This window comes from Candidatus Halobonum tyrrellensis G22, from assembly GCF_000495475.1.
GTDB classification, from domain to species: domain Archaea; phylum Halobacteriota; class Halobacteria; order Halobacteriales; family Haloferacaceae; genus Halobonum; species Halobonum tyrrellense.
Window position 1 is genome coordinate 1 of record NZ_ASGZ01000041.1, and the last position, 6753, is coordinate 6753.

Annotated in this window: 7 protein-coding genes and 1 pseudogene; 4 read left to right on the forward strand and 4 right to left on the reverse strand. The window is 73.2% G+C overall.

From position 1 onward, the window contains the following. Nucleotides 1-411 (reverse strand): annotated as a pseudogene (locus K933_RS11865) (hypothetical protein); the annotation flags it as partial. A gap of 158 nt (nt 412-569) precedes the next feature. On the opposite strand from K933_RS11865, the gene K933_RS11870 reads away from it, so the two are divergent. After that, the gene (locus K933_RS11870; protein ID WP_023394975.1) at nt 570-737 is read left to right on the forward strand and encodes a hypothetical protein; all 168 of its coding nucleotides are present in this window, start codon (nt 570-572) and stop codon (nt 735-737) included. Nucleotides 738-758: 21 nt separating this feature from the next. On the opposite strand, the gene rpiA is transcribed toward K933_RS11870, so the two are convergent. Continuing rightward, nucleotides 759-1451, reverse strand: a complete 693-nt coding sequence (rpiA, locus tag K933_RS11875; RefSeq protein ID WP_023394976.1) for a ribose-5-phosphate isomerase RpiA — start codon at nt 1449-1451, stop codon at nt 759-761. Between the two features lie 142 nt (nt 1452-1593). Between rpiA and K933_RS11880 the strand changes: the two genes are divergently transcribed. From K933_RS11880 to K933_RS11890, 3 genes are all read left to right on the forward strand, one after another. Next, a complete protein-coding gene (locus K933_RS11880) occupies nt 1594-2322 on the forward strand; it encodes a hypothetical protein (protein WP_152529819.1) in 729 nt (242 codons plus the stop codon). Nucleotides 2323-2498: 176 nt separating this feature from the next. Next, complete coding sequence (locus K933_RS11885; protein WP_023394978.1) at nt 2499-2741, forward strand: ferredoxin; 243 nt, start codon at nt 2499-2501, stop codon at nt 2739-2741. 446 nt (nt 2742-3187) lie between these two features. Next, nucleotides 3188-5737 carry a DEAD/DEAH box helicase gene (locus tag K933_RS11890; RefSeq protein ID WP_023394979.1) on the forward strand — a complete coding sequence of 850 codons (2550 nt, stop codon included), beginning with the start codon at nt 3188-3190 and terminating at the stop codon, nt 5735-5737. An 80-nt stretch (nt 5738-5817) separates the two neighbouring features. Here the strand turns inward: K933_RS11890 and K933_RS11895 are convergent, their stop codons facing one another. Next, complete coding sequence (locus K933_RS11895; protein WP_023394980.1) at nt 5818-6093, reverse strand: HalOD1 output domain-containing protein; 276 nt, start codon at nt 6091-6093, stop codon at nt 5818-5820. Between the two features lie 60 nt (nt 6094-6153). After that, entirely contained in the window at nt 6154-6546 is a 393-nt protein-coding gene (locus K933_RS11900) for a universal stress protein (RefSeq protein ID WP_049947833.1), read from the reverse strand. Nucleotides 6547-6753 lie beyond the last annotated feature (207 nt).

A 6753-nucleotide genomic window follows, 5' to 3' on the forward strand; every position in this document is an offset into this window, starting at 1 on the left:
CACGTCGGCGTCGACGCGGGGCGGGTCGAACGTCGGCGTCTCCGCGAGCACGGTCCGCGCGCGGGTGTCCCGGTCGACGGTGACGCCGGGGGACGCCGCGCGGAGGTACGACCGGACGCGTCCGGCGGTCCGGTCGTCCGCGCGGGTGACGAGCGCCCGGCCCGTCGTCTCGACGGCCGTCGCCGCGAGCGCCGCCGTCTCCGCGGGCGTCTTCCCCGCGGCGTAGATCCCCTCGGGGATACCCCGGCGGGTCTCGCGGGCCGCGTCGAACCGGGCGTGCCGGCGGGTGCGGCCGTCGGGGTCGTCCTCGTCGTCGCCGCTCACGTCGGTCGTCGCGTACCCGCGCAGGCGGGACTCCGCCTCCGCGGGCGAGAGCTCGCCGGCCGCGAGCGCCTCCAGCGTGTCGCGCATACCCCCCGCTCCGCCCCCGACCGACTTCGGCTCGTCGGTGGACGATGAACGTGACTTATAAATCAGAGGGACGATTCGGCCGCGAACGGCCGCGAGACCCCCCGTTCGCGCCCGAATTTGGGAACTCTTATAAGCCGGCCGCCGGAAAACCCGGCTGCATGGCAGACCTCATCGTCAAGGCAGCCGTCAAGGAGTATCTCGATGACAAGAACGTCGCGTCCGACTTCTACGACGCGCTCGACGAGGAAGTCGCGGAACTCCTCGACGACTCGGCTCGGCGCGCCGAGGCGAACGACCGGAAGACGGTCCAGCCGCGCGACCTGTAGTCCGGGCAACCCTCTCTCCCGTTATTTTTCCGACTCGACAGCCGCGGCGCCGTCGGGCGTCCCCACCACCACGTCGTCGGCCAACCCGACGAACAGGCCGTGTTCGACGGCGCCCGGCGTCGCCGCCAGCGTCCGCGCGAGCGCCGCCGGGTCGGCGATCCGACCGAAGTCGCAGTCGACGACGAGGTTGCCGTTGTCGGTCACGACGGGGCCGTCCTTCCGTGCCGCGGCGCGGAGCGTCGGCTCCCCGCCCGCGTCCCTGACGGCGGCCGCGACGCTCGCGCGCGCGGCGGGTAACACCTCGACCGGCACCGGGCGCGAGAGCGCGTCCGCGAGTTTGGTGTCGTCGACGACGACGACGAACCGGTCGGCCATCGCGTCCACTATCTTCTCGCGTGCGTGAGCCGCGCCGCCGCCCTTGATCAGGTCGCCGCCGGCCGCCTGGTCGGCGCCGTCGACGGCGACGTCGACCCGGGCGGTGTCGCCGAGCGACCGCAGCGGCACCCCCGCCTCGCGGGCGAGTTCGCGCGCCCCGTGGGAGGTGGCGACGCCCTCGACGGCCAGCCCCTCGTCGACCCGTTCGCCGAGCCGACGGATGGCGTGTGCCGCGGTGCTCCCGGTGCCGAGCCCCACCACGTCGCCGTCGGCGACGAACTCCGCCGCCCGCTCGCCCGCCGCGCGCTTGGCGTCGTCGCCGCCGGCGTTCGACTTCATGCCCGGGGGGTCGCCCCGGGGGCGCAAAACGCTTGTCCGTTGGGTCGTCGGCCCGCCGGATGGGAACCGGCGCCGCCCGGCACGCCCGCCCCGGGGGCAGACCGACCGAAAGTACTTGCCGGACGCCGAGACAGGTTCGCGCGTGTCCCGCACCCCCTCCCCGTCTCGCCGGACCCGCGCCGCCGCCCTCCTGCTTGCGGCCGCACTCGTCGCTCCCTCCCTCCTCGGCGCCGCCGCGCCGGCCGCCGCCCGCGCCCCGCCGTGGCCGGTGTGCGGACTCTGCGAGGACGGAACGCTCGCGAGCGCCGCCGCCGACCGCGGCGCGACGGTGGAGACGGGCGCGTCGACGCTCGACGTCCGCGTGTTCGCGAACGGGTCGACCCGCTGGACCGCGCGGGTGGAACTGACCGACGGCGCCGGCGCGATGGCGAACGAGTCGCTCCGCCGGGCGGTGGTCCGCGCGGCGATCGACCGCCCGCGTCGCCCGGGCGGCGACGCGAGCGCGCTGTCGAGTCGGATGGACGGCTCGACGCTCGTGGCGTCGTACGACCGCGCGGACGCCGCCGAGACCGAACTCGGCGCGGTGGTGTTCACGCCGCTGCACGCGAGCGGGCCGGCGATACCGTTCGCGATAGGCGGCGAGGGCGCGCCGTACCTCGCGTCGGACGCGTTGACGGTCCACGCGCCCGCGGGGTACGTCCCCGCGGGCGGCGCCGACGGCGGCAACGTCTCGGGGGACGCGGTCCGGTGGACGGCCGCCGACGGCGACACCGTCGACGGCGACACCGTCCCGACGTTCGTCCCCGAGGGGTCGCCGCTGCCGGGCGTCCGGGGGGCGCTCGCGCGGCTGAGCGCGGGGTACGGGTGGTAGTCGGCGGTCGACCCGCGGCGTCCCCGGTCGGGCCGCGGTCGACGGAGCCTCGCCGTCGAGTCGGCGTTCGGGGCCGCGGCCGGCGTCGCCGCGGTGACGTACCGGACGGCCGACGACGGGTCGTGAGTCCCGCCGCCGGACGAAGCCGTTACGCCTGCGGAGGTGTACGCTCGGACATGCGCATCGAGTTCGACCGCGACACCTGCGTGGGGATGTACCAGTGCGTCGCCGAGTGGGACGCCTTCGAGCGGAACCGCGACGACGGCAAGGCCGACCTGGCGGGCGCCGAGGAGGTCGAACCCGACCTGTTCTCGCTGGAGGTGCCCGACGACGCGGAACTCGACGCGAAGTTCGCGGCGCGGACCTGCCCGGTCGACGCCATCCGCCTGTACGACGACGACGGCGAACGGGTGGTCTGACGGAACCCGGTACCGACCGCGGGCGCTACCGACCGCGGGAGCGCCGCCCGCGGGCGCACTACCCCGCGTGGCTCCCGACCCGTCCGAACCCGTCCCGAGCGGTCCGGACGACTCCACAGCCGCACGTACGCCGGTCCGAGCGGCTCAGCCGACGGGAATCGGCGGAACGGTTAACTCGTTGGCTCGTGTGTCGGTCGACCGATGAGGGAGCAAGAGGAGTGTCACATCCCGGAGTGGGCCGCACTGCTGGGCGTGTCGGTCCCGGAACGGGCGTGTGAGCAGCGCCGACACCGCCCGCACGACGACGGCTGACCGGCCGCCGGAGTACGGGCACGGAACCGACCGACCGACCCGCCGGCCGCCCGACCGACGGGGGTCGGGACGGCGGGTTCACTTTCACCCCGGTTCGCGAAGGTTTACCCGCGACGGCGCCGAACGACCCGTAGATGGCGGAGGCCGCAGACGCCGACACCGAGTACGTCGATCACCCGATGCTCGCGCCGGAGTTCCTGGAGCGGCGGCGCTACCAGACGGAACTCGCCGAGACCGCGCGGGGCGCACACACGCTGGTCTGTCTGCCGACCGGGCTGGGCAAGACCACCGTCTCGCTGCTCGTGACGGCCGACCGGCTGTCGTCGGTCGGCGGGAAGGCGCTGTTTCTCGCGCCGACGAAGCCGCTGGTCCAACAGCACGCCGACTTCTACCGCGAGGCGCTCGGGATGGACGACGAGGAGGTGGTGGTGTTCACCGGAGACGTGCGCCCGGACGACCGCGCGGCCCTCTGGGACGACGCGCGCGTGGTGATCGCCACCCCGCAGGTCGTCGAGAACGACCTGGTCGGCAACCGGGTGTCGCTGGCGGACGTGACCCACCTCACGTTCGACGAGTGTCACCGCGCGACCGGCGACTACGCGTACGTCTACATCGCCGAACGCTACCACGCCGACGCGGAGGCGCCGCTCGTGACGGGGATGTCCGCGTCGCCCGGCGGCGACGAGGAGGAGATCCTCACCGTCTGTGAGAACCTCGGACTCGACGAGGTTGAGGTGATGACCGAGGCGGACGCCGACGTCGCGGAGTACACCCACGACACCGAGGTGGAGTGGGAGACGATCCAGCTCCCGGACGGGGTCGTCGAGATCCGCGACGCGCTCAACGAGGTGGTCCGCGACCGGCTGGAGAAGCTGAAGTCGATCGGCGTCTCGGATACGACCCAGCCCGACGTCTCGCAGAAACAGCTCAACGGCATGCGCGCGCAGTTACAGCGCATGATGGACGCGGGCAAGTCGGAGGCGTACAAGGGGATGTCGACGCACGCCGAGATCATGAAGCTCCGGCGGGCGGTCGAACTCGTCGAGACCCAGAGCGTCGAGGCGCTGAGACGCTACTTCGAGCGCCAGCGCAACGCCGCACGCTCGTCGGGCGCGTCGAAGGCGAGCCAGCGGCTGGTGTCCGAGCCCAAAGTGCGGGAGGCGATGCGCCGGGCGGAGTCGTTCGACGACCTCCACCCGAAGTTCCGCCGCACGCGGGTGCTGTTGGCGCAGACGCTCGGCATCGGCGGCGGCGACCGGGTGATCGTGTTCACCGAGTCGCGCGACACCGCGGAGGCGCTCACGGAGTTCCTCTCGGAGTCGTTCGACACCCGCCGGTTCGTCGGGCAGGGCGACAAGGAGGGGAGCGACGGGATGACCCAGAAACAGCAGGGGGAGACGCTCGACGCGTTCCGCGCGGGCGAGTTCGAGGTGCTCGTCTCCACCTCCGTCGCCGAGGAGGGGTTGGACGTGCCCGAGGTGGACCTCGTCCTCTTCTTCGAACCCGTCCCCACCGGCATCCGCTCGATCCAGCGGAAGGGGCGGACCGGCCGGCAGGACGAGGGGAAGGTGGTGGTGCTGATGGCCGAGGACACCCGCGACGAGGCGTACTTCTGGATCAGCCGGCGGAAGGAGCAGCGGATGGAGGAGGAACTCCGCGCGCTCAAGGGCGTCGCCGACGAGGTGAACGCGGAACTCGACGACGGCCAGTCCGCGCTCTCGGAGTTCGACGCCGAGGCGGCGGGGTCGGCGGCGTCGGCGGACGACGGCGGGGGTGACGCCGCGGCCGCGCCGGACGCGAACCCGGCCGGCGACGCCGACGCGAGCGGGACGGACGGGGCGAACGACGCCGACGGCGCGGCCGCGAACGGGTCCGCGAGCGCGGACGCCGGCGCGTCGGACGCCCAGCCCGGCCTGACCGACTTCGAGTCCGACGCCGAACGCGAGAAGGGTACGACCGACGCCGACCCGGCGGACGGCGACGACGCCGACGAGGGAGGCGTCGTCGCCACCGCGGGCGACCCCGAAAGCGAGGGGACCGAAGTCGTGATCGACCAGCGCGAACTCGACTCCACCATCGCGCGCGACCTCTCGACGCGCGAGGGGATCACCACCCGGCTGGAGACGCTCGACGTCGGCGACTACGTGCTCTCGGACCGCGTGGCGGTCGAGCGGAAGTCGGTCGCGGACTTCCTCGACACCCTCGTCGGCGGCGACCGCTCGATGTTCGAGCAGGTCAAAGACACCGCGCGGGCGTACGCCCGGCCCGTCGTGATCGTGGAGGGCGACGACCTCTACGGCGAGCGGAACGTCCACCCCAACGCGGTCCGGGGCGCGCTCGCGTCGCTCGCCATCGACTTCGACGCCTCGGTGCTGCGGACCGAAGACGAGGCGGCGACCGCCGACCTGCTCGAAGTGATCGCGCGGCGCGAACAGGAGACCAACGACCGGGAGGTGTCCGCCCACGGCGAGAAGGCGAGCAAGACGCTCGCCGAACAGCAGGAGTACGTCGTGAGTTCGATCGCCGACATCGGGCCGGTGACCGCCCGCGCGCTGCTCGACCACTTCGGCACGGTCGAGGCGGTGATGACCGCCCGCGAGGAGGACCTACTGGAGGTGGCGGGCGTCGGCCCGGTGACCGCCGAGCGGGTTCGGGAGGTCGTCGGGAGCGACTACCCCGAGTAGACGGGAGCGTGGGGCGCCGGCCGGCCCGACCGACTCGCCCGCCCGCGCCGGACCTCCGTCGCGTCCGCCCGGCCGCACCCCTACTCGACCCGGTCGGTGACGCGGATGTCGATCCCGCCGTCGCTCCAGACGCTCACGGTCACGTTCGTGAGGTGAAATCGCACGCTCATGTCGACCCCGGAGGCGTCCCTGAACAGCGCGTCGATCGCCTCGGGGTGGACGTGGTCGTAGAGGTCGAACTCGTCGGCCGACAGCGACGAGTTCTCGTGTGCCCGGACCGCCTCGAGGACGGCCTCGCTGAGCGGAACGGTCTCGTCGTCGGGGTAGTATCGACGGCGCTCGGGGCGGTCGTCCATGATTCGAGTCTCGGCCGGACGTACGCACGCCACCGTCAAAGGCCTCGTGGGCGATCGGAGTCACGGCACGACGGTCACGGGGACCGAGGTCCCGCGGACGACCGTCTCGCTCGCGCTGCCGAGGATGGCCCGCTCGATGTGGCCCGCGCCGTGGTGGCCGACAACGACGTGGTCGTACCCCCGGTCGGAGACCAGCGAGAGGAGTTCCTTGCCGGCCTCGCGGGCGGTCGGGAGCTCCAACCCCTCCACGACGTCGAGTTCGAAGTCCGCCTCGCCGCCGGCCGACGCCAGCACCTCGTCGACGCGGCGGAGCACCTCCTCGGTCGCCTCCGTCTCTCGGTCGGTGACGTGGACCACGTCCAACTCGCCGTCGAAGCGGTCGGCGAACTCGACCGCGAACCGGAGCGCGCGCATGCTGTTGTCCGACCCGTCGACCGCGGCCAGCACATCCATGTGTACGTCTACCTGCCGGAGCGCTTCCCGATAACAGTTGCCGCTCCTCGCGCCCGCGTCGGCGACCGCTCGGGTGGAACCCGCCGCGCCCGGCGGGGCGGAACTCAGCGCCCGACCCGGTCGAGCGCCGCGAACGCCTCCGCGGCCTCGCGGGCGGCCGAGAGGTGTTCGCGCGCGCGCCGGGCGTCGTCGTCGGTGGCGGCGTTC

What these genes read in the sequence shown, in the direction of transcription:
- K933_RS11900 (WP_049947833.1), bottom strand. Translation starts at nt 6,546, where the DNA reads ATGGATGTGCTGGCCGCGGTCGACGGGTCGGACAACAGCATGCGCGCG.
- K933_RS11895 (WP_023394980.1), bottom strand. Translation starts at nt 6,093, where the DNA reads ATGGACGACCGCCCCGAGCGCCGTCGATACTACCCCGACGACGAGACC.
- rpiA (WP_023394976.1), bottom strand. Translation starts at nt 1,451, where the DNA reads ATGAAGTCGAACGCCGGCGGCGACGACGCCAAGCGCGCGGCGGGCGAG.
- K933_RS11890 (WP_023394979.1), top strand. Translation starts at nt 3,188, where the DNA reads ATGGCGGAGGCCGCAGACGCCGACACCGAGTACGTCGATCACCCGATG.
- K933_RS11885 (WP_023394978.1), top strand. Translation starts at nt 2,499, where the DNA reads ATGCGCATCGAGTTCGACCGCGACACCTGCGTGGGGATGTACCAGTGC.
- K933_RS11870 (WP_023394975.1), top strand. Translation starts at nt 570, where the DNA reads ATGGCAGACCTCATCGTCAAGGCAGCCGTCAAGGAGTATCTCGATGAC.